Origin of the sequence: Streptomyces sp. PR69, assembly GCF_026420845.1 — a bacterium.
GTDB lineage: Bacteria > Actinomycetota > Actinomycetes > Streptomycetales > Streptomycetaceae > Streptomyces.
On record NZ_JAOWCB010000022.1, the window covers coordinates 1 to 25,558 of the forward strand.

Below are 25,558 nucleotides of genomic sequence, written 5' to 3' on the forward strand. Positions count from 1 at the left end.
ACCCGAACGCTATGGCAGCTGACCAGTCCACACGACTGCACGATGCGCCACCCGTCGGGCGGCGCATTGCGTTCGCTTCTTCCTCGGCCTGACCACCCCTCCACAGGAGCACACCGTGCACCAGCTTGCCTACGCCGACATCAAAGCCGCTCACGAACGCATCGCCGACCACATCCGCCCCGTCTCCCTCGCCCGCACCGACCCCGGGGCGATCCCCACAGCCTTCCGCGACCCGGTCGAAGAACGCGACCCCGACCCCTGCGAGGTCTGGCTGGCGCTGGAGTTCATGCAGCACACCGGGTCATTCAAGGCCCGCGGAGCGCAGAACTTCCTTCAGGCCCACCGTGAGGCGGGCACCCTGCCGGAGGCCGGGGTGACGATCGCGTCCGGGGGAAACGCCGGGCTGGCGTGTGCGTGGGCCGCGCGGCAGCAGGGGGTGCGGGCCACCGTGTTCCTGCCCGAGACCGCGCCGCGCGTCAAGGTCGCCAAGCTGCGCGCGTACGGCGCGGACGTCCGCCTCGTCGGCACCGAGTACGCACAGGCCGCAAACGCCTGCGCCGACTTCGCCGCCAGCAGCGGAGCGCTGTCCTCCCACGCCTACGACCATCCGCTCATCGCCGCCGGAGCCGGGACCCTCCTGGACGAGATCCGCCGCCAGATCCCCGGCCTGGACACCGTCGTCGTCGCGGTCGGAGGCGGCGGGCTGTTCGCCGGAGTGGCCGCCGCCGCCCAGCACCACGGCATCCGCACCGTCGCGGTCGAGCCGGAGAACTGCCGCGCCCTCAACGCCGCCGTCGAAACCGGCGACCTCGTCGACGTCACCCCGGACTCCGTCGCGGCCGACTCCCTCGGCGCCCGCCGCGCCTCCGCAATGGCCCTGCACGCAGCACAGCAGGACCTGGTGCACTCCGTGACCGTCCCGGACAGCGAGATCATCCGCGCCCGGCGCACCCTGTGGGACCATCACCGGCTCGCCGTCGAGCACGGAGCCGCCGCAGCCCTGGCCGCACTCACCGCCCCGATCCACAGCCGCCCCGGCCGCGCCCTCCCCGAACAGGCGCGCATCCCGGCCGGCGGCTACCGCCCGCAGAGCGGGGAACGGATCGCCGTAGTCCTGTGCGGAGCGAACACCGACCCCAGCGACCTGGCTCACAAGCCTGATGACGCGGAGCACTTCGCATGAGCGACAGGACAGCTCACCGCGCCCTAGAGGACGGGACCGCCGCCCACTCCCGCACAACGCCACCCGCGTCGTACGGCAACGCCCCGGCCCAATGCCGGCGACCCGTCCTCTCAGGACGGGCCGCTGTGTCATGGTAATAGGACATCAACACAGAGTGAGGCGCTCATGGATGCGAACACACTGAACGAGGCTTTCGCCTTCGTCCAGCGGACGTACCGGCGCGCCCCCTGTGACGGGTGCCGAAGCCTGGAGACATGGGGAACGATCTACGAGCGCGTCGTGATCGTCATGTGCGACAACTGCGGGTGGGCCTCTCGGATCGGCCCTCTGGCAGCTGTATGACATCCCTCGGAGAAGCCCGCTGACCGTCCGATGCTCCGTGCCGTCACTGACAGGCCGACGCGGAGTGAGCTGTACGCCCGGACAGAGCGCCAGCGGCACCAGGCGCGGGAACCAGATACCCAGCCTCGCCTGGGGGCGCCTCACAGCGGTGTGCCGGCGGCGCTGAGCGCAGCGTTCCCCACGGGAAACAATCAGGTGCCAGGCGGGTAACACCGAGGACGCAGGCTGCCTGCATGGGATCGGAGATCGTGGTCATCGGCGGCGGGACCGCCGGAGTGCGCCTGGCACGGCGGCTCGGTGACGCCGGCATGGCCGTCACCGTCCTCGGCGAGGAGACCCACGCCCCGTACAACCGGGTCCTGCTCGCCGAGGTGCTCGCCGGGCGGTACGGCCCCGAGGTGATCGAGCTGCCCCATGCGGGCGTGCGGCGCGGCGTACGGGTCACCGGCATCGACCGGGAGCGCCGTCGGGTGATCTGCGCGGACGGCACGGCCGTCCCGTACGACAGGCTGGTGCTCGCCACCGGCTCCAACCCGGTGCTGCCGCCGCTGCGCGGCATCGGGCCCGGCCTGCCGCAGGGCGTGCACCCCTTCCGGACCCTCGACGACTGTCTGGCCCTGTCCGCCTCCGTACGCCCCGGCACCCGGGCGGTCGTGATCGGCGGCGGTCTCCTCGGCGTGTCGGCGGCCCGCGCCCTGGCCGCGCGCGGGGCCCGTGTGGTCCTCGCCCAGCAGGGCGAACGGCTGATGGAACGCCATCTCGACCCGGCCGCGTCCCGGCTGCTGCGCCTCCATGTGGAGGCGCTGGGCGTGGAGGTCCACACGGAGTGCCGGGTCCGCGGCCTGCGCACCGCGGCGCGGGCGCCCCTGGCCGTGGCGGTCGCTCACGGCGTGCACGGGCGCCCCGGCCCGTCCGCGGACCCGGACGCGGACCCGGACCCGGACGACGGCGCGCTGCTCAGCGCCGTCGAGCTCGCCGACGGCTACGCCCTCGAAGCCGATCTCGCGGTGCTCGCCTGCGGGGTGCGGCCGCGCGTCTCGCTGGCGCAGGACGCCGGGCTGGCAGTCGACCGCGGGATCGTCGTGGACGACGAGCTGCGCACCTCGGACCCGTACATCCACGCCATCGGCGACTGCGCCCAGCACGCGGGCGTCGTGCACGGCCTGGCGGGCCCCGCCCTGGAACAGGCGGACGTCCTCGCCCAGCTGCTGGCACACGAGTCCCGCGTGGCCGGGGCCCGGCCCGCGCCAGCCACAGCCGGCGGCCCGGCGTCCAACGGCGTGCGCCCCGCAGGCGCGGCCGCCCTCTCCCCGCGGACGGCCCAAGCCCCCGACGACCACGCGTCGGGCGACGACGCCGGGGACGCCCCCACCCCGCAGCACACCCCCGCCCCCGGACCGGCCTCCAGCGGCGGACACGTGACCGCCGACAGCAGCGCGCCCCACGACAGGACGTCCACCACCGGCCCCGCACCCGGCGGCGAACCCGACGACGCGCCCACCCCGCGGCCCACCGCAGGCATCGACACCCCCGCCCCCGGACCGGCGTCCAGCGGCGGACGCGTGACCGCCGACAGCAGCGCGCCCCACGACAGGGCGTCCACCACCGGCCCCGCGCCCGGCGGCGAACCCGAGGACGCCCCCTCCCCGCAGCCGCCCGCAGGGGCCGGCGGGCGCGTGACCGCCGGCAGCGGGGCGTCCCACGACGGCGCGTCCACCGCCGAGGACGCGCCCGCGCTTCCCCCGCCTCCCCGCTACACCGGCACCCGCGCGCTCACCCGCCTCACCCTCGCCGCGCTGGCGAGTGACACGGCGGGCGGCACAACCGGCAACACGTCGGGCGACGGCGGCGACAACGCCACCCCCGGCCCCCTCGACCTCGCCGCGTTCGGCGACCCCGTGCCGCAGCCCGGGGACGACGTCGTCCAGCTCGCCGACGCCACGCGCGGCGCGTACCGGAAGGTCGTCGTCCGGGGCGATCGGCTCGTCGGCGGGGTGCTGCTCGGGGACCTCGCCGCCGTCGGCGAACTGGCCCGGGCCTGGGAGGACGACGAGGTCCTCCCCGAGTCCGTGCCCCTGCTCCATCTGCTCACTGACAACGGAGGCCTGTGACATGGCTGAGTCCACCACCCCCACCATCGCGGTCGTCGGCCATGGGATGGTCGGCCAGCGGTTCCTGGAGGCCCTCGCCGAGCAGGGCGTGACCGAGCGGGCGCGCGTCGTCGTGCTGTGCGAGGAGCCGCGGGCCGCGTACGACCGCGTGCAGCTCACCTCGTACTTCAGCGGCCGCACCCCGGACGAGCTGTCGCTCACGGACCCGGAGTTCATCCGGGAGCACGGCATCGAGCTGTACCTCGACGACCCCGCCGAGACCGTCGACCGCGCCGCCCGCACGGTGACGTCCCGCTCCGGCCGCACGATCGTGTACGACACGCTGGTGCTGGCCACCGGCTCGTACCCCTTCGTGCCACCGGTGCCCGGCAAGGACGCCGAGGGCTGCTTCGTCTACCGCACGATCGAGGATCTGCTCGCGATCGAGGAGTACGCCAAGACGGCCCGCACCGGCGTGGTCGTCGGCGGCGGACTGCTCGGCCTGGAGGCGGCGGGCGCGCTCAAGGGCCTCGGGCTCGCCACGCATATCGTGGAGTTCGCGCCCCGGCTGATGCCCGTGCAGGTGGACGACGGCGGCGGGGCGGCCCTGCTGCGCACCATCGAGAACATGGGCCTGACCGTGCACACCGGCGCGGGCGCCCAGGAGGTCACCACCGCCGACGGCGCCCCGCACGGCGCCGTCACCGGAATGAAGCTGTCCACCGGCGCGGAGCTCACGGCGGACCTGGTGGTCTTCTCGGCCGGGGTGCGCCCCCGCGACCAGCTCGCCCGCGACACGGGCCTGGAGGTCGGCGAGCGCGGCGGCATCGTGGTCGACGAGCAGTGCCGCACCTCCGACCCGGCCGTGTTCGCGATCGGCGAGTGCGCGCTGGCCGCCGACGGGCGGGTGTACGGGCTGGTCGCGCCGGGCTACGAGATGGCGCAGACGGCCGCGGCGGCCGTCGCGGCCGTGATCGGGCTCCCGGGCGAGCGCGAGGCCAAGCCGTTCACCGGAGCGGACACCTCCACCAAGCTGAAGCTGCTCGGCGTGGATGTGGCGTCGTTCGGCGACGCCCACGGGGCGGCGGAGGGCTGCCTGGACGTCGTCTACTCGGACTCCCGCTCCGGGGTCTACAAGAAGCTGGTGGTCGCCCAGGACGGCACGCTGCTCGGCGGCATCCTGGTGGGCGACGCCGAGTCGTACGGCATGCTGCGGCCGCTGACCGGCTCGGTGCCGCCGGTCTCACCCGAGCAGCTGGTGCTGCCGACCGGGGCCGGGGCCCCGGTGGCGCTCGGCCCGTCCGCGCTGCCCGACGACGCGGTGATCTGCTCCTGCCACAATGTCACCAAGGGCGAGATCTGCGCCTGCTCCTCGCTGCCCGAGGTGAAGAAGTGCACCAAGGCGGGCACCGGCTGCGGAAGCTGTGTCAAGGTCATCGGCCAGCTGCTGCCGAAGACCGGGGACAAGGGCCTGTGCGGCTGCTTCCCGTACACGCGCAGCGAGCTGTACGAGATCGTCCGCACGCTGCGGCTCGGCTCGTACGCCGAACTCCTCGACAGCCACGGCCGCGAGGAGGCACGGGGCGGCGAGGGCTGCGAGATCTGCAAGCCGGCCGTCGGCTCGATCCTCGCCTCGCTCGGCGGCGGCTACATCCTGGACGGCGAGCAGGCCGCCCTGCAGGACACCAACGACCACTTTCTGGCCAATATGCAGCGCAACGGCTCGTATTCGATCGTGCCGCGCATCCCCGGCGGGGAGATTACCCCGGACAAGCTGATCGTGATCGGCGAGGTGGCGCGGGACTTCGGTCTCTACACCAAGATCACGGGTGGTCAGCGGATCGATATGTTCGGGGCACGGGTGGATCAGCTTCCGGCGATCTGGGCGCGGCTGGTGGACGCGGGCTTTGAGTCGGGGCACGCGTACGGAAAGGCGCTGCGGACGGTCAAGTCCTGTGTGGGGCAGACCTGGTGCCGCTACGGCGTACAGGACTCGGTGCGCATGGCCATCGAACTGGAGCTGCGTTACCGGGGGCTGCGCGCCCCGCACAAGCTCAAGTCGGCGGTCTCGGGCTGTGCGCGGGAGTGCGCGGAAGCGCAGTCGAAGGACTTCGGCGTGATCGCCACCGCCTCCGGCTGGAATCTGTACGTGGGCGGGAACGGCGGCGCGACCCCGCGCCACGCCGATCTGCTGGCCAAGGATCTGTCGGACGCCGAACTGGTACGGCTGATCGACCGGTTCCTGATGTTCTACATCCGCACCGCGGACCGGCTGGAGCGCACCTCGGTGTGGCTGGAGCGGCTGGAGGGCGGCCTGGACCATCTGCGGGATGTGGTCGTGCATGACTCGCTGGGGCTCTGCGACGAGCTGGAGGCGCTGATGGCCAAGCATGTGGCCGACTACCGCGACGAGTGGGCCGAGACGCTGAACGACCCGGACCGGCTGCGCCGCTTCGTCTCCTTCGTCAACGCGCCCGACGCGCCGGACCCGTCCGTGCGGTTCGTGCCGGAGCGCGACCAGATCAAGCCGGACCTGCAGATCCTCACCCTGGAAGGGGTCTCCTCGCGATGACGCTCGAACTCCGTCTCGACGACGACAGCTGGCTGGCCGTGTGCGAGCTGTCCCAGCTCACGCCCGGCCGGGGCATCGCGGCCCTGCTGCCGGACGGCCGCCAGGCGGCGGTGTTCACGGACCGTGCGGGCCGTGCGTACGCGATCGACAACCGCGATCCGTTCACCGGGGCGCAGGTCCTCTCCCGCGGCCTGCTCGGCTCGGCACAGGGCCGCCCGTTTGTGGCGTCGCCGCTGCTCAAGCAGCGTTTCGACCTGGAGTCGGGGCGCTGTCTCGACGACGACGAGGTGACGGTGGAGGTCTTCGCCTGCCGGACCTCGGATTTCAGCCCGTCCGGCGCGTGAGCCCAAGGCGTAGGCTGCCCCTCGCACACGAGCGTCGCACACACCGTCGAAACACACGGCACTGACGTCACCGACGAGCGAGGGGCTCACTCATGGCCGGCTGGAGCGCGGACGACATCCCCGATCAGCGTGGCCGCGTCGCCGTGGTCACCGGGGCCAACAGCGGCATCGGGCTGGTCACGGCCCGGGAGCTGGCCCGGCGCGGTGCACGGGTGGTGCTGGCCTGCCGCAGCGAGGCGCGCGGGCGGGAGGCGGAGCGGCGGATCAGAGCGGAGGCGCCGCGGGCCGAGGCGGAGTTCCGGCAGCTCGACCTGGCGGATCTGTCCTCGGTGCGGGCGTTCGCCGCGGGCTTCCCGTACGACCGGCTCGATCTGCTGATCAACAACGCCGGAGTGATGGCGCTGCCGTACGGGCGGACCGCCGACGGCTTCGAGACGCAGTTCGGGGTCAACCACCTCGGGCACTTCGCGCTGACGGGACTGCTGACGCCCCGGCTGCTGGCGACGCCCGGCGCACGGGTGGTGAGCGTGTCGAGCGGCTTGCACGCGCTGGCCACGCTCGACATGGGGGACCTCAACAGCGAGCGGCGGTACCGGCGCTGGATCGCCTACGCCCGCTCCAAGACCGCGAATCTGCTGTTCATCCATGAGCTGGCGCGGCGGCTGCGGGCGGCCGGCGCCGATGTGGTGGCCGCCGCGGCGCACCCGGGCTACGCGGCCACCAATCTGCAGTCCGCCGGCGCGAGGCTGGAGGGCCGCAGGGGCGTTGAGCGGATCATGGAGCTGGGCAATCGGCTCGTCGCCCAGCCCGCGGAGGCCGGGGCGCTGCCGACCCTGTACGCGGCCACCGCGCCGGGCGTGCGCCCGGACTCGTTCACCGGGCCGCGGCTGGTGATGTGGCGGGGCGCGCCCGCGCCGTCCTGGCGGGCGCGCTGGACGCGCGACGATGTGGCGGGCGAACGGCTGTGGGCGGCGTCGGAGCAGCTGACGAAGGTGGCGTACCAGGGGCTTGGCGGGCCCGCCTGAAGCCCTGGCGCACGCCCCGGGGTGTGGGCGGCGGCCTCGGGGCGCTCGCGTTTGCGGCACCGGGGACCCGGTCCTAGCCTCACCCCCATGAGCAGCGAGAACGCCGCCGGTGCGGCACGCTCGGGCGGCAGGCGGATCACCGGGAAGCTGACCGGCGAGGCGCTGCGCGCGACCACCGGCCGGGACTGGGACGAGTGGTTCGCCCTGCTGGACGGCTGGGGCGCGACCGGGCGCACCCACGCCGGGATCGCCCCCCATCTGGTCGAGGAGCACCAGCTGCCGGGCTGGCACGCCCAGTCGGTGACCGTGGGACATGAGCAGCAGCGGCTGGCAGCGCTGAAGGAGCTGCTGGAAGCGCCGTGACCGACCCGGTCTTCCGCGGAGCAGCGCGGTCGGCGGGGCGGTCGGCGGGGTGAACGGTGCGGCTGCCAGGGCGGGCGTGCCGTCCGGGGAGAGGTCAACACGTATGACGGAGAACAGTGCTTGACGGCGGTCGCCGCCCGCAGGTCACTGCTTGTTGACGTGACGCCAATTCAGCGCTCATAGCTTTCGCTTCAGTCAGCGCTCGTGTCAGCGCGCCGTCCCGCGACGCCGCCCGGCCTCGCGGGACGGCGCTCTCCCCCCATCCTGGAGTGACTAGTGGAACGTCGCAGTTTCCTGCGCGGAACGGTCATCGGCGCCTCGGCCGCCGCCTTCGGCGGCACTCTGTGGCGGGGTGCGGCCATCGCGGACCCGGCCCAGCCCGGAACCGGCCCCTACGGCCCCCTCGCCCCGTCCGACGCCAACGGGATACGCCTGCCGGAGGGTTTCACCAGCCGTGTCGTCGCCCGTACCGGCGAGCGGGTCGGCTCCACCTCGTACACCTGGCACCGCGCCCCGGACGGCGGGGCCTGCTACGCCGACGGCAGCGGCTGGATATATGTCTCCAACTCGGAGGTGAACCCCTCGGGAGGCGCGAGCGCGATCGCGTTCTCCGCGACCGGCGCGATCACCGGCGCCTACCGCATCCTCTCCTCGACCCGGCAGAACTGCGCGGGCGGCAAGACCCCGTGGGACACCTGGCTGTCCTGTGAGGAGGTGGACCGCGGCTATGTGTACGAGACCGACCCGTGGGGCGTGCGGGCGGCGGCGCGGCGTCCGGCCATGGGCCGGTTCAAGCACGAGGCCGCCGCGGCCGACCCCGTACGGAAGGTGATCTATCTGACGGAGGACGTCGGCGACGGCTGCTTCTACCGCTTCACCCCGGACACCTGGGGCGATCTGTCCTCCGGCACGCTGGAGGCGCTGCGGATGGGCTCCGGGACCTCGGGCCCGGTCACCTGGGGCGAGGTGTACGACCCGGACGGACGGCCGACGGCGACCCGCGACCAGGTCTCGGGCGCCAAGCGGTTCAGCGGCGGCGAGGGCTGCTTCTACGCGGACGACACCTGCTGGTTCACCACCAAGGGCGACAACCGGGTCTGGCAGTACAACGCGGCGGCGCAGACCATCGAGCTGGCCTATGACGACTCCCTGGTCCAGGGCGGCTCCGCGCCGCTGACCGGCGTCGACAACGTCACCGGCGCGGCGTCCGGCGATCTCTACGTCGCGGAGGACGGCGGCAATATGGAGATCTGCGTGATCACCCCGGACGATGTGGTCGCGCCCTTCCTGCGCGTCGAGGGGCAGTCCGGCTCGGAGATCACCGGGCCGGCCTTCTCGCCGGACGGCTCACGGCTGTACTTCTCCAGCCAGCGCGGCACGTCCGGCAGTTCGTACGGCGGGATCACCTACGAGGTGACGGGACCGTTCCGCGCGTAGCCGGCCGGCTCGCGGGCCCCGCAGGCTGCGCCCCTGCCGGTCCGCTCACGCACGATCGCTCCGCCCCGGCCCGCCTTGGCGCCGGCCGCCTGGTGACCGGCCGCCTGGTGACCGGTCGCCGCCCGGCGACCGCACGGGCGGCCGGCTTATGACCGGTCCGCTCGCTGCCGATTCGCCGGCAGCCGGACGCCCGCCGTCTGCCCGGTCACCACAGGACGCGGGCCCCGGGGTCCGGCTCCGGCCGTCAGACGGGCGTCCGGGCCGGCAGCCGGGGTCCGGAGGGCGCGAGCCGGGAGGCGGGGGCCTCGGGGCGTACGGACCCCGGCGCATCCGGCCGTACGGCGCCCGGCGTCTCCCCCAGCGCCTCGGGGGTGACGCCGCCCCGCAGCAGCGCCGCCCCCAGGGGGGTGAGCGTATGCAGCACGGAGTTGCCGTGGCGCAGGGTCACCACCAGGCCGGCCTCGCGCAGCACCGCCGCGTGCTGGCTCGCGGAGGCGAGGGACACCCCCGCCCTGCGGGCCAGTTCGCTGGTGGTGCTGCCGCTGCGGATGGCCTGCAGGACGGCGGAGCGGGTGTGGCCGACCAGCCGGCCGAGCGAGGGCCCGCCGGGCTCGTGGAAGGCCGGGGCGCTGCGGTGTGCGACCGGGTAGACGAGGACCGGCGGCAGTGTGGGGTCGCGGTAGACCACGGGCGTCCCGCGGCAGAAGAACGACGGCTGGAGCAGCAGGCCCCGCCCGCCGAGGCGGACCTCGCGGTCGACGGGGTAGTCCGCCTCCAGCACGGGTGCGCGCCAGCGCAGCACGGGCGGCAGGGAGGCGAGGAGTTCGTCGGGGCCGCCGTCCAGCAGCGCACGGCCGCGCACGGCGCGGTCGGCCTCGATCCTGGCCTGCAGATGGGGCCAGTACGGCTCGACGGCGGCGCGGTGGTAGCTGTGCAGCGCGCCGACGAGCCGGGCGAGCGGCTCGGCTCTGCCGTCGGCGAGCGCGGCGAGTCTGCCGGGCAGTCCGGGCACACAGGCGCGGTCGGCGGCCGCCAGGGCCAGCTCGGCGCGCAGCCGGGCGGGCGGGGTGGCACGCAGGGCCTCAAGGCCCGCGTCGAGCCCGTCCCGTGCCTCGGGCGGGGTCAGAAAGTCCGGGAAATAGCCCTTCGGCGGCACCAGCGCGGAGAGCAGCCGTGTTTCACCGTTCAACCGGGCGCGGGTTTCGGACCGCCATTCCCCGAAGACCGTCGCACCGCGCCGGTCCCGCAATCGGTGAAAGCTCAGAATCGTTTCCCACAACACGTCCGGCCTGGACGCCATCCGCACTCTCGCGAGGTCGTCGCCGGTGAAATGGATTCGCAGCACTGAACCCCCACTGTTGCATCCGCTAATCGCCCCGATCCCCGAGTATGCACGCCATCACAGGCCGTCACCACGGAGTTTCGGCCACAGTTGAAACGCCTCGCGGGCCCGGGGTGACAACCGAAAGGCTGTACGACGTCGGGCATGAATCCTTCTGTCACCGATGTGACGTGGCGAAGACCGTGGGGGGCTTTGCGCGTCCGGCGGCGGCTGGCAGAGGGTGCGGCTCCGTGTCCGGCATGGGTAATGGGGCACGGCCGGAGGATGGGGATCCACCGGCCGTGCCCCGCCTGGACTTTGCGCAGCGAATGGCAGAAATTCGATTGCCGTTTCCGCGGTCGGCCGTACGAAATTCAACAGCAGGCGGCGTAAGTCGACCGTAAAGCGCTCGCCGGGACCGCTCGGCGGCGCGGAACTCGGAGCGCTCTCAGCGCAGTTGCCGGCCGTGGCCGTGCGCGGCGCAAGTATGCCCTCTGCACCTTGCCCGGCGGGCAAGCGGAAGACGGGCGGCAGACATGCGGAAGGGGCGGACGCCCCGCACAAGGCGTCCGCCCCTTCCTCTTTCACCCCCCGGAGCCGCCGCGGGAGTGCGGTGAGGGTTTGACCTCCCGGCGGCGGCTCCGGCGTCCTGGGGAAGCGCCCGCAGACGCCTTGGCGGCGTCAGCGAGGCGTCAGCGTGAGTCGCTGCCAAAGGCCCCCGACGACACAGCGGCCGCCCGGCCCGCCTCCAGCCGCGCCACCGGGATCCGGAACGGCGAGCAGGAGACATAGTCGAGGCCGGCCTCATGGAAGAAGTGCACCGACTCGGGGTCGCCGCCGTGCTCGCCGCACACGCCCAGCTTCAGATCCGGGCGGGTGGCGCGGCCCGCTTCGACGGCGTCCCGGACGAGCTTGCCGACGCCGTCCTTGTCAATGGTCTCGAACGGGGAGACGCCGAAGATGCCCTTTTCCAGGTAGGCGGTGAAGAAGCTGGCCTCCACGTCGTCGCGGGAGAAGCCCCACACCGTCTGGGTGAGGTCGTTGGTGCCGAAGGAGAAGAACTCCGCGGCCTCCGCGATCTGGCCCGCGGTCAGCGCGGCGCGCGGCAGCTCGATCATCGTGCCGAGCGCCAGCTTCAGCTCCACGCCGGTGGCGGCCTCGACCTCGGCGATGACGGCCTCGGCCTCCTCGCGGACGATCTCCAGCTCCTGCACGGTGCCGACCAGCGGGATCATGATCTCGGCGCGCGGGTCGCCCTTGGCGTTCTTCCGCTCGGCCGCGGCCTCCGCGATGGCCCGGACCTGCATGGTGAACAGACCGGGGATGACCAGGCCGAGGCGTACGCCGCGCAGGCCCAGCATCGGGTTCTGCTCATGCAGCCGGTGCACGGCCTGGAGCAGCCGCAGCTCGTTCTCATGCGGCTCGTGGCGGGCCTCGGCGAGCGCGACGCGCACCGACAGATCGGTGATGTCGGGCAGGAACTCGTGCAGCGGCGGGTCCAGCAGCCGTACGGTGACGGGCAGCCCGTCCATCGCCTCGAACAGCTCAATGAAGTCCTGCTTCTGCAGCGGCAGCAGGGCCTGGAGCGCCTCGGTCCGCTCGTCGTCGTGGTCGGCGAGGATCAGCTTCTCGACCATCTCGCGGCGCTCGCCGAGGAACATGTGCTCCGTGCGGCACAGTCCGATGCCCTGGGCGCCGAACCGCCGTGCCCGCAGGGCGTCCTCGGCGTTGTCGGCGTTGGCCCGTACGCGCAGCCGGCGCACCCGGTCCGCGTACGCCATGATCCGGTGGACGGCCCCGACCAGTTCGTCGGCGTCGTCGGCGCCGGCGTGCATGCGGCCCTCGAAGTACTCGACGACCGGGGAGGGCACGACGGGCACCTCGCCGAGGTAGACCTTGCCGGTGGAGCCGTCGATGGAGACGAGGTCGCCCTCCTCGATCACCGTGTCGCCCGCGGTCATTCTGCGGCGCTTGGTGTCGACCTGGAGCTCCTCCGCCCCGCAGACGCAGGTCTTGCCCATGCCGCGGGCGACGACGGCGGCGTGGGAGGTCTTGCCGCCGCGGGAGGTCAGGATGCCCTCGGCGGCGATCATGCCGTCCAGGTCGTCGGGGTTGGTCTCGCGGCGGATGAGGATGACCTTCTCACCCGAGCGGGACCACTTGACGGCCGTGTAGGAGTCGAAGACGGCCTTGCCGACCGCCGCGCCCGGCGAGGCGGCGATGCCCCGGCCCAGCAGCTCGGTTTTCGCCGTGTCGTCGAAGCGCGGGAACATCAGCTGCGCCAGCTGCGCGCCGTTGACCCGCTGCAGCGCCTCGGCCTCGTCGATCAGCCCCTGGTCGACAAGCTGGGTGGCGATGCGGAAGGCCGCGCCCGCGGTGCGCTTGCCCACGCGGGTCTGCAGCATCCACAGCTGGCCGCGCTCGATGGTGAACTCGATGTCGCACAGGTCCTTGTAGTGCGTCTCCAGCGTCTCCATGATCTGCATCAGCTGGTCGTACGACTTCTTGTCGATGTTCTCCAGCTCGGCGAGCGGCACGGTGTTGCGGATGCCGGCGACGACGTCCTCGCCCTGTGCGTTCTGCAGGTAGTCGCCGTAGACGCCCTGGTGGCCGCTGGCGGGGTCGCGGGTGAAGGCGACGCCGGTGCCGGAGTCGGGGCCGAGGTTGCCGAAGACCATGGAGCAGACGTTGACGGCCGTGCCGAGGTCGCCGGGGATGCGCTCCTGGCGGCGGTAGAGCTTGGCCCGGTCGGTGTTCCAGGAGTCGAAGACGGAGCGGATGGCCAGATCCATCTGCTCGCGCGGGTCCTGGGGGAACTCCCGTCCCGCCTCGGACTTGACGATCTTCTTGAACCGCTTGACCAGCTTCTGCAGATCGCCGGCGTCGAGGTCGGTGTCGACGGTGACCTTCTTGGCCTGCTTGGCCTCGTCGAGGGCATCTTCGAACAGCTCGCCGTCGACGCCCATGACGGTCTTGCCGAACATCTGGATGAGACGGCGGTAGGAGTCCCAGGCGAACCGCTCGTCGCCGGACTGCTTGGCCAGACCGGCGACCGAGTCGTCGGAGAGGCCGATGTTCAGGACGGTGTCCATCATTCCGGGCATCGAGAACTTGGCGCCGGAGCGTACGGAGACGAGCAGCGGGTTGTCGGCCTGGCCGAGCTTCTTGCCCATGGTCTGCTCAAGGCCGGTCAGATGGGCGCTGACCTCGTCGCGCAGGGCGGGCGGCTCCTCGCCGCTCGCGAGGTAGACCTTGCACGCCTCGGTGGTGATCGTGAAGCCCGGAGGGACGGGGAGACCGAGGTTGGTCATCTCGGCGAGGTTCGCACCTTTTCCGCCGAGCAGGTCCTTGAGGTCCTTGTTGCCCTCGGTGAAGTCATAGACGAACTTCTGATCTTTGTTTTCCGACACGGGTCTCGACTCCTCGAGGACTCGGTGGCTGCCCTGACGGCGAGGAACATACCCAGATCAAAGGCGTCTGGGTACGTCCACTTGCGCGTCATACGGCCTTAACCACTCGTCCGCCAGCAGATCGAAAGTGACTGACGCGTAGTAAGCGGCTTCGAGCTCCCTTCAGCCACCGAAGCACACTTGACTCAAACCAGAGCTAACGCGCTCATATGAGCGCCTCCTCCGGCTTTTGTTTTCAAGACTTGAAGACAGAAGGGGTGGCACCCCGTGCCACCCCTTCTAGATCTGGAGCGAAGGAAGCGACCCCTTGAGATCGCTCATCTGAGCGCAACCCCTATCAAGGGTGGCGAGAATCACGCCGTTTCACGCGTCCCGATTCCATCATCCGGACTCACCGACGGGTGCCCGCAACGCGCCGGAAACACACCGTCCGAGCATCGCCGGATCCACCTCCTCCAGGCTCCCGGCGAAGACCCGCCGGGCCGACGGCGCCACCGGCAGCAGCGACGGCACCACCAGCACCGCGCACCCCGCGGCCTCGGCGGACGCGCTGCCGTCCGGCGAGTCCTCCACCGCCACACAGTCCCCGGGGAGCGCCCCGAACCGCTCGGCCGCCGCCCGGTAGGGATCGGGGTGCGGCTTGGTCCGCACGGTGTCGTCCGCCGACAGCGTGAAGGCGAACGGCACCCCGGCCAGCGCCCCGCCCGCCACCGCATCGACGACGACCCGCGGCGAGGCGCTGACCAGTGCGAACGGCACCCCGTCGGCCTCCAGCGCGGACAGCAGCCGCCGGGCGCCGGGGCGCAGCGGCGCGCCCGCCGCCACCTTGGCGAAGAACGTGGCGGTCAGCTCGGCCGCCACCCGGGCCGCGGACTGCGGGTCCGCCGCGCCTGTCATCCGTACGAGATGGGCGGCGGTGTCCTCGACGGCGCGGCCGACGACCTCGGGGGCGTCGGCGTCGCCGAGGCCGTGGCCGAGGCCGGCCGCGACCTCTTCGGCGGCCTGCCACCACAGGATCTCGGTGTCGACGAGGGTGCCGTCCATGTCGAAGAGGACGGCGGCGGGGCGGGGTTCGGCGGGGCTCACTCGGCGGCCCCGGCAGCCGCACGCTCAACGGCCCCGTCCCCGGCGGCGGCCGTCGCGGGCACGACGAGGACCGGGCGTTCGGCGAGGCCGATCCGGACGCGGGCACCGGGTGCCAGTGCCACGGCGTCCCGGGAGGGCACATCCGCGGTGATCCTGCCGACGCCTTCCAGCTCCGCATGGACGCGGGTGACCGCGCCGAGGAACGAGGCGGAGGCGACGACGGCCTCGCCGTCCGGCTCGGCGGCCACGGTGACGTTCTCGGGCCGGATGAGCACCTCCACGTCCCGTACGGCGGCCGGGGCGTCGCCGTCCACGGGCAGCCGCCGCCCCGCGACCGCCACCGTGCCGCCGCCGGTCAGCAGCCCCGGCAGCCGGTTCATGGTGCCGATGAAGGAGGCGACGAAGGCCGTCGCGGGCCGCTCGTACAGCTCGGCCGGGGCGGCGCACTGCTCCAGCCTGCCCGCGTTGAGGACGGCGACCCGGTCCGCCATGGACAGCGCCTCCTCCTGGTCATGGGTGACGAACACGGTGGTGATGCCGAGGGAGAGCTGCAGCCGCCGGATCTCCTCGCGCAGGCTGAGCCGCACCTTGGCGTCCAGCGCGGACAGCGGCTCGTCGAGCAGCAGCACCCGCGGCTCAAGGGCCAGGGCGCGGGCGAGGGCCACACGCTGCTGCTGGCCTCCGGACATCTGGTGCGGAAAGCGGTCACCGTGGTCGGGCAGCCCCACCAGGCCGAGGAGTTCGGCGGCGCGGGCGCGGCGCCGGGCGGCCGGGACCTTGCGGACGCGCAGCCCGAAGGCGACGTTGTCGCGGGCGCTCAGATTGGGGAAGAGGCTGTACGACTGGAACACCATCCCGGCGTCGCGCCGGTTGGCCGGCACACCGGTGATGTCCTCGCCGTCGAGCAGCACCTCGCCCGCGTCCGGGTGCTCGAATCCGGCGAGCACCCGCAGGGCGGTGGTCTTGCCGCAGCCCGAGGGGCCGAGGAGCGCCATCAGTTCGCCGGGCTCGACGGTCAGATCGAGGCCGTCGAGGGCGACGGTCGGGCCGAACGCCCGGCGCAGCCCGCGGAATTCGACGCGCGCTCCGGACGGCGCGGCGGCGGCCGGGTCCGTCCGCTCGGCCTCGGCGGTGGGGGTGGACATGGTCTCAGGACTCCTTGCGGGAGGTACGGGACGGGGCGGCTGTCGCTGCGGCCGTCCCCGCGCGGGACAGCAGGAGCAGCAGCGCCCAGGTGATGAGCAGGCTGAGGACGGAGACGGCCACCGACATCTTCGCCTGCGAGCCGGAGATGGTGACGATCCACACCGCGAACGGCTCGAAGCCGAGCAGCGAGGCGATGGTGAACTCGCCGAGCACCAGCGCCAGGGTGAGGAACGCGGCCCCGGCGAGCGCGGCGCGCAGATTGGGCAGCAGGACGCGTACGACGACGTACGGCCAGGACGCGCCGCAGTTGCGGGCGGCCTCCACCAGGGTCGGCACATCGACGGCGCGCAGCCCGGCGTCCAGCGAGCGGTAGACGAACGGCAGCGCGAGGACGGTGTACGCGAGGACGAGCACGACCGGGAAGTCCTCGTTCTGCACGGCGAGGAACGTCTGGTACAGGGGCGTGTGCGACAGCTGTTCGGGCCCCCAGCGCAGCACGGTGCTGATGCCGGTGACCAGCGCGATCGGCGGCACCACGAGCGGCAGCATGCACATCACCTCGACGACGGGCCGCAGCCGCGGCGCGCCGAGGCGCACGGCGACCAGCGCGGGCACGGCCAGCAGCAGGGCGAGCGCGATGGTCGCGGCGGCGAGGGCGAGCGACAGCAGCAGGCTGTCGGTGAATCCGTCGGCGGAGAGCAGCGCGGTGTATGCCTCGAAGGAGACGCCCTGTCCCGGCGTGTGCACCGTGAAGACGAACGAGGCGGCGAGCGGGATCAGGAAGTAGCAGGCGGCGAGGGTGAGCACGGCCCCCCGCCAGATGCGGGGCCGTCTGCTCCGGGGCGTCGCGGCCGCCCGTGCCGGGCGGTCGATGGTGGTCGTCGTCATCGCAGCCATCGGGCGCTCCGTCGCTGGAGGGGGAGATAGACCGCCATGACGAGGCCGGCGATCAGGATCATGTCGAGGCTGAGGGCGAGGGCCACGTTCTCCTGTCCGACGAGCACGTTCCCGGACAGCGCGTCTGCGATCTTCAGGGTGACGAGCGGCACCGAGCCGCCGACGAGGGCGGCGGCGGTGGCGTGCGCGGCGAAGGCGCTGCCGAAGAGCAGGACGAAGCCGCCGAGCAGCGAGGGCGCGAGGACGGGCAGGCCGATATGACGCCAGAACTGGCGTCCGCTCGCGCCGGCGTTCTGTGCGGCCTCGCGCCACTGGGGCCGCAGCCCGTCCAGCGCGGGGATGATCACGAGCACCATGAGCGGGGTGAGGAAGTACAGATAGACCACGGCGAGCCCGGTGAAGGAGTACAGATTCCAGCCGAGCGAGGTGAGGTCGGCGAGCTGGGTGACGACTCCGGAGATGCCGAGGGTCGCGATGAACGCGAACGCGAGCGGCACACCGCCGAAGTTGGCGAGCACTCCGGACGCGGTGAGGGCGGCGTCGCGCAGGGCGCGGGAGCGCGAGGTGACGATCGCCTGGGCGATCAGCACGCCGAGGAGCGAGCTGATCAGCGCGGTCAGCGCCGAGAGCTGCACGCTGCCGATCAGGGAGCCGAGGTAGGGCCCCTGGAGCGAGCGGGCGAGATGCTCGCCGGTCAGCGCGGTGGCGCCGGTGTCCGGGTCGGTGCGGGTGACGGCCCCGTACAGCAGCGCGCCGACGGGCAGTCCGAAGCACAGCGCGGTGAAGCAGAGCAGCGGCAGCGCGGCGAGATGCGTACGGGGTCCGCGCCTGGGCCGGCGGCGACTCGATGCGCCGCCGCCGGCAGACGTGGGGGGCTGGGAGAGCGCGGTCATCAGGAGAGGGCCTTGTCCCACTTCTCTGCGAGGTCGGCCTTGGCCTTGTCCAGCTCCTCGGAGGAGGGGAAGGCGGGCGCGTCGGAGACCTTGGGGAGCTTGCCGGTGAAGGTCTTGTCCGCGGTGCCGTCCTCGATCATCGCGGGGAGCAGCACGGGCCGGGCGTACCCCTTGAGCCACAGGTTCTGGCCCTCGGCGCTGTAGAGGAACTCCATCCACAGGCGGGCGGCCGCCGGGTGCGGGGCCTCCTTGTTGACCGCCTGGGAGTAGTACTGGGCGTAGACGCCGTCGCTGGGGACGGCGACCTTCCAGTCGACGCCCTTGTCCTTGAACTGGTCGGCGTACCCGGCGTTGAGGTAGTCCCAGTCGATGCTGATGGGCGTCTCGCCCTTCTCGACCGTGGCCGGGGTGGACTCGACGGGGATGAAGTTGCCGTTCTTCTTCAGCTCGGCGAAGAAGTCGATGCCGGGCTGGATGTCGCCGAAGGAGCCCTTGTTGGCGAGCGCGGCCGCGTACACGCCGCCGAAGGCGGAACCGGACTTGGTCGGGTTGCCGTTGAGCGCGACCTTGCCCTTGTACTCGGGCTTGAGCAGATCGGCGAAGCTCTGCGGGCAGTTCTTGATCCGCTTGGCGTCGCAGCCGATGGAGACATAGCCGCCGTAGTCGTTGTACCAGCGGGCCTCGGCGTCCTTCTGGGAGTCCGGGATCTTGTCCCAGGACTCGACCTTGTACGGGGCGAACAGCCCTTCCTGAGCACCGCTGCGGGCGAAGGCGATGCCGAGGTCCAGTACGTCGGGGGCGCGCTTCTGGCCCTTGCGGGACTTCACGGCGGCGATCTCGTCGGCGCTGGAGGCGTCCGGGTTCTCGCTGTTGACCTTGATCTTGTACTTGGCCTCGAATGCCTTGATGACCTCGCCGTAGTTGGCCCAGTCCGGCGGCAGGGCGATGACGTTGAGCTCGCCCTCCTTCTGTGCGGCGGCGATGAGCTCCTTCATCCCGCCGAAGTCGGCGGCGGAACCGGCGTCCGACGCCTTGACCCCGCCGCTGCCGGCCGCGTCGGCCGTGTCGTCGGGGGCGGCGCCGCAGGCGCTGAGGGACGTGAGGACGGCGGCGGCGCCGAGCAGGGCGGCCGCGCCGCGGCCGGCAGATCTGAACACGGGTCTCTCCCAAGAGCCAAGGGGACGGAACTTGTCTGAACAAGCCGGGTTCAGTTCGCCCGGCGGATCTGGCCGGTTCATGAACGGCGGATGACGCGCCGGGCACGGCTTCCGGAAGACCGAGAACCGTATCCTCCCCGTTATCCAGCGCCTGTCGCCCCTGTCGCCGGCTGTGGCGACAGCACCCCCTCCCCCGGTCTAGGCTGACTGAAAACAGCGCGGTTCACAGATGAACTGCGCACACCCGACCCCTGACACGGAGGGCGAACGCGTGGCGGCATCGCGTTATCTACAGATCGCGGAAGCGCTGCGCCGCTCGATCCTCGGCGGCGAGTACCCGGTCGGCTCCCAGCTGCCCAGCGAGAGCGACCTCGCGGCCCGCTGGTCCGCCTCCCGCGGCACGGTCCGCCAGGCGGTCGCCGTCCTGGCCTCCGAAGGGCTGATCGGCTCCCGCCAGGGCGCGCGCCGCATCGTGCTGCGACGCGAACGCCGCCACAGCTTCGCCGAGTTGAACAGCTTCGCCCAGTGGGCGCAGGGCGAGGGCTATGAGATCTCCAGCCGCATCCTCACCCGCACCCGCCGCCCCGCCACCCCCGCGGAGTCCACCCGGCTGACCCTCCCGCCCGGCGCCGGCATCCTCTACGTGGTCCGTCTGCGCCTCCTCGACGGCGAACCGGCCATGCTGGAACGCACCGCGTACGCGGACTGGGTCGCCCCCGCCGTCGAGGAACTCCCCGACGACTGCGTCTCCATCATGAACAGCCTCGCCGAAGCCCACGGCATCGTCGCCCACTACGGCGACCATCTGATCGACGCGGTCCCGGCAGGCAGCGTCGACGCCCGGCTCCTCCACGTCCGCCGCGGCAGCCCCCTGCTCCGCCAGCGCCACCTGACCTGCACCGCCGCGGGCCGCCCCATCGAATGGACCGACGACCGCTATGTCGCGGGCGCGGTCACCTTCAGCGTCAGCAACTCCGCTGACACCTCCCCGCTGTCCCGCCGGGCGGGCCGTCTGGACGGATAGCCCGTCGCCGGCGCGCCCGGAAGCGCCGCCGGCCCGGCTCAACCGCCCGAGGTGTCCAGTTCCGCGTCCGCCGTGACGCCCGCGCAGTCGTACGGGTCACGCAGCCAGCCGTCCGGCAGCACCACGCGGTTGTTGCCGGACGTCCGCCCGCGCGGGCCGTCCGCGCCGGACGGCCAGGGCTGGTCGAGGTCCAGCCCGGCGAGCAGCTCGCGCAGCTCGTCCAGGGAGGAGGTGACGGCGAGCCGCTTGCGCATCTCGGAGCCGGCCGAGAAACCCTTCAGATACCAGGCCACATGCTTGCGGAAGTCGATGACGCCCCGCGTCTCGTCGCCGATCCACTCTCCCAGCAGCTGAGCGTGGCGCACCATGACGTCCGCGACCTGCCGCAGCGACGGCCTGGCGTACGCGTCCGGGCCCGCGCCCTCGAAGCCCGCCACCAGATCCGCGAAGAGCCACGGCCGGCCCAGGCAGCCGCGCCCCACCACGACCCCGTCACAGCCGGTCTCGCGGATCATGCGCAGCGCGTCGTCCGCCGTCCAGATGTCGCCGTTGCCGAGCACCGGGATCTGAGGCACATGCTCCTTGAGCCGGGCGATGGCGTCCCAGTCGGCCGTGCCGCCGTAGTGCTGCGCCGCCGTGCGGCCGTGCAGCGCGATCGCCGTCACGCCCTCCTCGACCGCGATCCGCCCGGCGTCCAGATACGTCAGATGGTCGTCGTCGATGCCCTTGCGCATCTTCATCGTCACCGGCAGATCGCCCGCGTTCGTCACCGCCTCGTGCAGGATCGCCCGCAGCAGCGGCCGCTTGTACGGCAGGGCGGAGCCGCCGCCCTTGCGGGTGACCTTGGGCACCGGGCAGCCGAAGTTCAGATCGATGTGGTCGGCCAGATCCTCGTCCACGATCATGCGGACGGCCTTGCCGACGGTGACCGGGTCCACCCCGTACAGCTGGATCGACCGCGGGGTCTCGCTCGCGTCGAAGTGGATCAGCTGCATGGTCTTGTCATTGCGCTCCACCAGCGCCCGCGTCGTGATCATCTCGCTGACGAACAGCCCCTTGCCTGCCGAAAACTCACGGCAGAGGGTGCGAAACGGCGCGTTGGTGATGCCGGCCATGGGAGCGAGCACCACGGGCGGCTGCACGGCGTGCGGGCCTATCGACAGCCCGGGGATCGGGGTGGTGGTCATCCGCCCATTGTCCCGCACCGCGGCCGGTGCCCGTGCCGCCGTGTGCCCCGCACCGCCCGCGCCCCTCCCGATCCGGCCGACTGGCGCTCTTCGGCCATAGCCGCCCGAGCGCCTTGACCCTGAATGTCCACCGGTGCTAAGGGCTTAGCGAATTTCGGCCATGGCGCGCGTTGTTGGAATTCGGCCGCCCGCGGACGAGCAGGTTTCGGCCGTCGACGGCCCTCGGGCCGGGGCTATGCCCGGCCCGCGGCCGGGTTGACCGTCGCCTGGTGGGCCTCCATGAGGTGGGCTTCCGCTTTCAGCCAGGGGAGATACGGCAGGAACTGCGCGGCCTTGCGCCAGCCGCAGGTGCCGCAGCGCAGCGTGCGCTGGATTCCGGCCTTGTGGATGTGCACGACGTGTTCGCGGCCGTGCTGGTCCCATCTGCTGAGGCTGGGCCTGAGGGGCGTCGGCATGGTGCCCAGTGTGCAACGAAGCCCCCGGCTCCGTACGCGGAACCGGGGGCTTCGTACGCCGTGCGGCCGCCGTGCGGCGCGTGGGGCGTCAGCAGCCGAGCAGACGGCTGCCCAGGTAGGTCTGGATCTGGTCGAGCGAGACGCGCTCCTGCTTCATCGTGTCGCGCTCGCGCACGGTGACCGCGTTGTCGTCCAGGGTGTCGAAGTCGACGGTGACGCAGAACGGCGTGCCGATCTCGTCCTGGCGGCGGTAGCGGCGGCCGATGGCGCCCGCGTCGTCGAACTCGATGTTCCAGAGCTTGCGCAGGTCCGCGGCGAGGCCCTTGGCCTTGGGCGAGAGCTGCGGGTTGCGGGAGAGCGGCAGCACCGCGACCTTGACGGGCGCGAGGCGCGGGTCGAGGCGCATCACGGTGCGCTTCTCCATGACGCCCTTGGCGTTGGGAGCCTCGTCCTCGTTGTACGCGTCGAGGAGGAAGGCGAGCATGGTGCGGCCGACGCCGGCGGCGGGCTCGATGACATACGGGGTCCAGCGCTCGCCGGCCTCCTGGTCAAAGTACGACAGGTCGGTGCCGGACGCCTGGGAGTGGGCGGAGAGGTCGTAGTCGGTGCGGTTGGCGACACCTTCCAGCTCGCCCCACTCGCTGCCGCCGAACTGGAAGCGGTACTCGATGTCGGCGGTGCGCTTGGAGTAGTGGGAGAGCTTCTCCTTGGGGTGCTCGTACCAGCGCATGTTCTCCTCGCGGAGACCAAGGTCGCGGTACCAGTTCCAGCGCTGCTCCATCCAGTACTCGTGCCACTGCTCGTCCTCGCCGGGCTTGACGAAGAACTCCATCTCCATCTGCTCGAACTCGCGGGTGCGGAAGATGAAGTTGCCGGGCGTGATCTCGTTGCGGAAGGACTTGCCCATCTGCGCGATGCCGAAGGGCGGCTTCTTCCGGGAGGTCTGCTGCACCTGGGCGAAGTTGGTGAAGATGCCCTGGGCGGTCTCGGGACGCAGATAGGCGACGGAGCCGGAGTCCTGGGTGGGGCCGAGGTGGGTGGAGAGCAGCCCGGAGAACTGCTTGGGCTCGGTGAAGGTGCCCTTGTTGCCGCAGTTGGGGCAGTTGAGGTCGGCGAGGCCGTTCTCGGGGAGCTTGCCGTGCTTCTCCTCGTATGCCTCTTCGAGGTGGTCGGCGCGGAAGCGCTTGTGGCACGAGGTGCACTCGGTCAGCGGGTCGGTGAAGGTGGCGACATGGCCGGAGGCCTCCCACACCTCGGTGGCCAGGATCACCGAAGAGTCGATGCCGACCACGTCCTCGCGCGAGGTGACCATGGAACGCCACCACAGGCGCTTGATGTTCTCCTTCAGCTCGACACCCAGCGGTCCGTAATCCCAGGCGGCGCGCTGACCGCCGTAGATCTCACTGCAGGGGTAGACGAAGCCACGGCGCTTGCTCAGGTTGACGATGGTGTCGATCTTGTCGGCGGCCACGGTGCTCTCTTCATTACGACGGCGAACGGACAGAAACAGGGGCGGCGCGTAGCGCCTCGACGGCGAATGCTTCAGATTACCGGCGGCCGCACCCCCCGGATCAAATCGGTGGGGGCCAGAGGCCCCTTGTGACCGTTGTTGACAATCGTTTCCAGTTTTGTTGAAAATGACTTCCATGAACGTACGACGCCGCCTCATACCCGCCGCCGCTGCCGCCGGAGCGATCACGCTCGGGCTGACGGCCCTGACCGCCTGCTCCAGCTCCAGCACCAGCACCACCACGGCCGACGGCAAGGGCGGGGACGGCAAGCTGAAGGTGGTGGCGTCGTTCTACCCCATGCAGTTCCTGGCCGAGCAGATCGGCGGCGACCATGTCTCCGTCACCACGCTCACCAAGCCGGGCGTGGAGCCGCATGACCTGGAGCTCAAGCCCCGCCAGACCGCCGAGCTGAACGAAGCCGGCTACATCCTGTACCTCAAGGGCATCCAGCCGGCCGTCGACAAGGCCATCGGCCAGTCCGAGGCCAAGCACAAGGTCGACGCCGCGACGCTGACCACGCTGGAGAACCACGGCGCCGAGGTCGGCCACGATCACGGCCATGACGAGCACGGTCACGAGGAAGGCGGCCACGAGGAAGGCGGCCACGAGGGCGAGGCGCACTCCGACGCGCACGGCCACGAGGAAGACGGCCACGGCGAGGCGGGCCACGCAGACGAAGACCATGCAGACGAAGGCCACAAGGCCGAGGGCCATGACGACCCCGCTGTCGCCGACCCCCACATCTGGCTCGACCCCGTGAAGTACGCGGAGGTCGCCGAGAAGGTCGGCGAGACCCTCGGCAAGGCCGACCCCGACCACGCCGCCGACTACACCAAGAACGCCGACGACCTGGTCAAGAAGCTCGACGCGCTGCACACGAAGTTCGCGGACGGTCTGAAGAACGCCTCCACCAAGACCTTCATCACCACCCACTCCGCCTTCGGCTACCTCGCCGAGCGCTACGGCCTCACCCAGGAGGGCATCGCCGGCCTCAGCCCCGAGGCCGACCCCTCCCCCGCCCGGATCAAGGAACTCCAGGAGATCGCGGAGAAGGACAAGGTCACCACGGTCTTCTTCGAGACCCTCGCCAGCGACAAGACCGCCAAGACGCTCGCCGCCGACACCGGCCTGAAGACGGACGTCCTCGACCCCCTGGAGGGAATCACGGACAGGTCCAAGGGCGATGACTACATCGAGGTCATGGAAGCCAATCTCGCCGCCCTGAAGAAGGCGCTCGGCGCTAAATGACAGACGTAGTGGAGGCGACGGCGATGAGTGAGCCCGCCATACAGGCCCGGGCGTCCGCGGCGCCCGGCAGCGGGACGCAGCCGCCCGGCAGCGCGGCGGAGACGGAGCCGCCCGTCATATCCGTCCGGGGCGCCCGTGCCAGCCTCGGCGCCCGCCCCGTGCTGCGGGGCATCGACCTCACCGTGCGCCGCGGTGAGGTCGTCGCGCTGCTCGGCGCGAACGGCTCCGGCAAGTCCACGGCCGTCCGTTCCGTGATCGGCCAGGTCCCGCTGGCCGCCGGGGAGATACGGCTCTTCGACGCCCCGCTGCGCCGCTTCCGCCAGTGGTCGCGCCTGGGCTATGTGCCGCAGCGGACCACGGCGGCGAGCGGCGTGCCCGCCACGGTCCGCGAGGTGGTCTCCGCCGGCCGGCTGTCCCGTACGCGGCTGAGCCTGCGGGCCTCCCGCGCGGACAAGGAGGCCGTACAGCGGGTCATCGACCTGGTGGGCCTCGGCGACCGTGCCGGGGACTCGGTGGGCGCGCTCTCCGGCGGCCAGCACCAGCGGGTGCTGATCGCCCGCGCCCTCGCCGCGCAGCCCGATCTGCTGATCATGGACGAGCCGATGGCGGGGGTGGATCTGGCCAGCCAGGAGATCCTCGCCCACACGCTGCGCGAGCAGGTCGCGAACGGCACGACGGTGCTGCTGGTGCTGCATGAGCTGGGCGCTCTGGAGCCGCTGATCGACCGGGCCGTCGTGCTGCGCGACGGCTGTGTGGTCCATGACGGCCCGCCCCCTGAGGCCGTCGGCCAGCACGCCCTGCCCGGCCATGACCACGTACATCCGCATGCGGCCGGCGAGCCGCTCCGCACGGGACTGCTGACTTAGG

At 71.8% G+C, this 25,558-nt stretch carries 20 protein-coding genes; 10 read left to right on the forward strand and 10 right to left on the reverse strand.

The features are described 5' to 3' along the window. The first annotated feature begins 115 nt into the window (after positions 1-115). From OF819_RS20300 to OF819_RS20335, 7 genes are all read left to right on the forward strand, one after another. Positions 116-1,183, forward strand: coding sequence for a serine/threonine dehydratase (locus tag OF819_RS20300; RefSeq protein WP_267245025.1), 1,068 nt, complete (start codon positions 116-118; stop codon positions 1,181-1,183). 575 nt (positions 1,184-1,758) lie between these two features. Next, the gene (locus OF819_RS29270; RefSeq protein WP_416370581.1) at positions 1,759-3,636 is read left to right on the forward strand and encodes an FAD-dependent oxidoreductase; all 1,878 of its coding nucleotides are present in this window, start codon (positions 1,759-1,761) and stop codon (positions 3,634-3,636) included. Position 3,637: 1 nt separating this feature from the next. Further along, positions 3,638-6,187, forward strand: coding sequence for a nitrite reductase large subunit NirB (gene nirB, locus OF819_RS20315; RefSeq protein ID WP_267245026.1), 2,550 nt, complete (start codon positions 3,638-3,640; stop codon positions 6,185-6,187). Further along, a complete protein-coding gene (gene nirD, locus OF819_RS20320) occupies positions 6,184-6,531 on the forward strand; it encodes a nitrite reductase small subunit NirD (protein ID WP_267245027.1) in 348 nt (115 codons plus the stop codon). Before nirB ends, nirD begins: the two co-directional genes overlap by 4 nt. Positions 6,532-6,623: 92 nt before the next feature. Then, positions 6,624-7,556: an oxidoreductase gene (locus OF819_RS20325; protein ID WP_267245028.1), complete on the forward strand. Its 933-nt coding sequence runs from the start codon at positions 6,624-6,626 to the stop codon at positions 7,554-7,556. A gap of 87 nt (positions 7,557-7,643) precedes the next feature. Further along, the gene (locus tag OF819_RS20330) at positions 7,644-7,919 is read left to right on the forward strand and encodes a DUF4287 domain-containing protein (RefSeq protein ID WP_267245029.1); all 276 of its coding nucleotides are present in this window, start codon (positions 7,644-7,646) and stop codon (positions 7,917-7,919) included. 276 nt (positions 7,920-8,195) lie between these two features. Next, positions 8,196-9,356, forward strand: a complete 1,161-nt coding sequence (locus OF819_RS20335; RefSeq protein ID WP_267245030.1) for an alkaline phosphatase PhoX — start codon at positions 8,196-8,198, stop codon at positions 9,354-9,356. 244 nt (positions 9,357-9,600) lie between these two features. On the opposite strand, the gene OF819_RS20340 is transcribed toward OF819_RS20335, so the two are convergent. The 7 genes from OF819_RS20340 to OF819_RS20370 all read right to left on the reverse strand — a co-directional run bounded on the left by OF819_RS20340 (position 9,601) and on the right by OF819_RS20370 (position 19,266). Continuing rightward, positions 9,601-10,701: an ArsR/SmtB family transcription factor gene (locus OF819_RS20340; RefSeq protein ID WP_267245031.1), complete on the reverse strand. Its 1,101-nt coding sequence runs from the start codon at positions 10,699-10,701 to the stop codon at positions 9,601-9,603. A 668-nt stretch (positions 10,702-11,369) separates the two neighbouring features. Continuing rightward, on the reverse strand, positions 11,370-14,087 hold the full coding sequence (gene ppdK / locus OF819_RS20345; RefSeq protein WP_267245032.1) for a pyruvate, phosphate dikinase: 2,718 nt from the start codon (positions 14,085-14,087) through the stop codon (positions 11,370-11,372). A gap of 381 nt (positions 14,088-14,468) precedes the next feature. Beyond that, on the reverse strand, positions 14,469-15,173 hold the full coding sequence (locus OF819_RS20350; RefSeq protein ID WP_267245033.1) for an HAD family hydrolase: 705 nt from the start codon (positions 15,171-15,173) through the stop codon (positions 14,469-14,471). Then, positions 15,170-16,318 carry an ABC transporter ATP-binding protein gene (locus OF819_RS20355; protein WP_267245034.1) on the reverse strand — a complete coding sequence of 383 codons (1,149 nt, stop codon included), beginning with the start codon at positions 16,316-16,318 and terminating at the stop codon, positions 15,170-15,172. Before OF819_RS20355 ends, OF819_RS20350 begins: the two co-directional genes overlap by 4 nt. A gap of 4 nt (positions 16,319-16,322) precedes the next feature. Further along, positions 16,323-17,216 (reverse strand): ABC transporter permease, encoded by an 894-nt coding sequence (locus tag OF819_RS20360; RefSeq protein WP_416370582.1) that lies wholly within the window; start codon positions 17,214-17,216, stop codon positions 16,323-16,325. Then, complete coding sequence (locus tag OF819_RS20365; protein WP_267245035.1) at positions 17,204-18,109, reverse strand: ABC transporter permease; 906 nt, start codon at positions 18,107-18,109, stop codon at positions 17,204-17,206. The genes OF819_RS20360 and OF819_RS20365 overlap by 13 nt, the downstream gene beginning before the upstream one ends. Beyond that, positions 18,109-19,266: an ABC transporter substrate-binding protein gene (locus tag OF819_RS20370; RefSeq protein ID WP_267245036.1), complete on the reverse strand. Its 1,158-nt coding sequence runs from the start codon at positions 19,264-19,266 to the stop codon at positions 18,109-18,111. Before OF819_RS20370 ends, OF819_RS20365 begins: the two co-directional genes overlap by 1 nt. Positions 19,267-19,537: 271 nt before the next feature. On the opposite strand from OF819_RS20370, the gene OF819_RS20375 reads away from it, so the two are divergent. Further along, positions 19,538-20,290: a GntR family transcriptional regulator gene (locus OF819_RS20375; RefSeq protein ID WP_267245037.1), complete on the forward strand. Its 753-nt coding sequence runs from the start codon at positions 19,538-19,540 to the stop codon at positions 20,288-20,290. 38 nt (positions 20,291-20,328) lie between these two features. Here the strand turns inward: OF819_RS20375 and dusB are convergent, their stop codons facing one another. From dusB to OF819_RS20390, 3 genes are all read right to left on the reverse strand, one after another. After that, positions 20,329-21,477: a tRNA dihydrouridine synthase DusB gene (gene dusB / locus OF819_RS20380; RefSeq protein ID WP_267245038.1), complete on the reverse strand. Its 1,149-nt coding sequence runs from the start codon at positions 21,475-21,477 to the stop codon at positions 20,329-20,331. Between the two features lie 233 nt (positions 21,478-21,710). After that, positions 21,711-21,932: a hypothetical protein gene (locus OF819_RS20385; RefSeq protein WP_267245039.1), complete on the reverse strand. Its 222-nt coding sequence runs from the start codon at positions 21,930-21,932 to the stop codon at positions 21,711-21,713. Positions 21,933-22,020: 88 nt separating this feature from the next. Continuing rightward, positions 22,021-23,403 carry a glycine--tRNA ligase gene (locus OF819_RS20390; protein WP_267245040.1) on the reverse strand — a complete coding sequence of 461 codons (1,383 nt, stop codon included), beginning with the start codon at positions 23,401-23,403 and terminating at the stop codon, positions 22,021-22,023. Positions 23,404-23,578: 175 nt separating this feature from the next. Here OF819_RS20390 and OF819_RS20395 point away from each other — a divergent pair, with 175 nt between their 5' ends. Both OF819_RS20395 and OF819_RS20400 read left to right on the forward strand, forming a co-directional pair. Next, on the forward strand, positions 23,579-24,691 hold the full coding sequence (locus OF819_RS20395; protein ID WP_267245041.1) for a metal ABC transporter substrate-binding protein: 1,113 nt from the start codon (positions 23,579-23,581) through the stop codon (positions 24,689-24,691). Beyond that, positions 24,688-25,557: a metal ABC transporter ATP-binding protein gene (locus tag OF819_RS20400; protein ID WP_267245042.1), complete on the forward strand. Its 870-nt coding sequence runs from the start codon at positions 24,688-24,690 to the stop codon at positions 25,555-25,557. Before OF819_RS20395 ends, OF819_RS20400 begins: the two co-directional genes overlap by 4 nt. Position 25,558: the final 1 nt, after the last annotated feature.